A 1,543-nucleotide genomic window follows, 5' to 3' on the forward strand; every position below is an offset into this window, starting at 1 on the left:
TATTGTTGCGCGAAGGCCTGGAGGCATTGCTGGTTATCATTGCCTTAACGACGGTTTTGATAAGAACCGGGCGTCGGGATGCGCTTAAATATGTCCACATAGGCTGGATTGCGGCATTACTTGCCGGTGGTGCCACCTGGATCGCCGCTCAATCGTTGATCACGATCAGTGGTGCCAATCGTGAAATCATGGAGGGAATTGCCGCTTTATTGGCCGCGTTGGTACTGCTCTATGTTGGGATCTGGATGCATAGCAAAACCCAGGCTGCACAATGGCAAGCCTACATTCAGCAACATGTCGATACCCAACTTAAGTCTGGCACCTTGTGGGGGCTGGTGGCGTTGGCATTTGTGGCGGTTTACCGGGAGGTGTTTGAAACCGTATTATTTTATCAATCGCTGTTAACGCAGGCGGTATCAACCCAATATTCTTCTGTTGGTGGTGGCTTTGCGCTCGGTTTGTTGCTGTTAGCCATATTGGCGTGGGTGTTGATTCGCTTTTCCGTCAAGCTGCCGATCGCCAAATTCTTTTCAGCCACCACCTACTTGCTGCTAGCGCTGGCATTTGTCCTGATGGGCAAAGCTGTGTCGGCATTACAGGAGGCGGCCATCATCGGTATGACGCCATTACCTGTGAGTTTTGAGATTGACTGGATTGGCGTCAAATCCACCTGGCAAGGCGTGCTTGCGCAACTTTCGGTACTTCTGGTTTACCTGGTATTTTTAATACTATCCAAATCAAAACGCGCAACATCACCGCCGATAACACAGGCGTCCGATTTCAAGCGCGTAAGTGTTACCGCTTCTGATGCTGATTAGTGGTTAACGTTTGCAAGATGCCGCACTGTTCGATCGTCCTTTCACTGGAGCAGCTGCGGCGAAGTACTTTCAAATGCTCGCGCAGCTGAACCAGCTCCTGAATGCGCGTTTCCACTTGTTGAATGTGCGTATCCATCATGCGATTGACTTGATCACATTGCGCACCCGGTGAGCGTTTTAATGTGAGTAGCTGGCGGATCTCGGACAAACTGAGATCCAGGTTACGGCAGAGCTTGATAAATAGCAGCTGTTCGACAGCAGCTTCATCGTAAAGTCGAAAATTGCCGTCACTACGCTGTGTCGTGCACAGCAACTGTTCTTTTTCATAGTAACGGATAGTTTGCACCGAGCAATCCGTCTTTTTTGCCAGCTCGCCAATCTTCATTTATTCAATCTCTGTGCTTGACTCTATAGTAACTATAGAGTTTAAACTGCCCACCTTGGATAGAACAAGGGTTTTTTATGACGACCACATGCGGTGGCAATTGCCAAAATAACGCGACGGAGAACACTCCCCAAATTGCCGAAGTACACGACGCTTCTCATGGCGGCTTTGTTAGTGAGTATCATGTCCCCAAGATGGACTGTCCTTCAGAGGAAGGCATGATCCGTATGGCGTTGGACAGTGTGCATCCTAAAGTCACATTGGAATTCGATACCCCCAAGCGCAAGGTGAGTGTCTACCATGGTGATAACGCTGACCTTATTAAAAAAAGAATGCAATC

The 1,543-nt window shown here is 48.9% G+C and carries 2 protein-coding genes and 1 pseudogene; 2 read left to right on the forward strand and 1 reads right to left on the reverse strand.

Annotated features, from left to right (window positions below):
• Positions 1-818 (forward strand): FTR1 family iron permease (locus tag LGT44_RS10375; protein WP_230333593.1); only part of this gene is annotated, 818 nt, incomplete at its 5' end.
• On the opposite strand, the gene cadR is transcribed toward LGT44_RS10375, so the two are convergent.
• Positions 796-1,203, reverse strand: coding sequence for a Cd(II)/Pb(II)-responsive transcriptional regulator (gene cadR / locus LGT44_RS10380; RefSeq protein WP_025265560.1), 408 nt, complete (start codon positions 1,201-1,203; stop codon positions 796-798). The two genes, LGT44_RS10375 and cadR, sit on opposite strands and share 23 nt — an antisense overlap.
• A 77-nt stretch (positions 1,204-1,280) precedes the next feature.
• On the opposite strand from cadR, the pseudogene LGT44_RS10385 reads away from it, so the two are divergent.
• Positions 1,281-1,543, forward strand: a pseudogene (locus LGT44_RS10385) (hypothetical protein); the annotation flags it as partial.

It is taken from the genome of Thalassolituus alkanivorans (assembly GCF_020447205.1).
GTDB lineage: Bacteria > Pseudomonadota > Gammaproteobacteria > Pseudomonadales > Oceanobacteraceae > Venatoribacter > Venatoribacter alkanivorans.

Bases quoted from the DNA above. Each gene is read 5' to 3' on its own strand.
- cadR (WP_025265560.1), bottom strand. From the start codon at position 1,203: ATGAAGATTGGCGAGCTGGCAAAAAAGACGGATTGCTCGGTGCAAACT.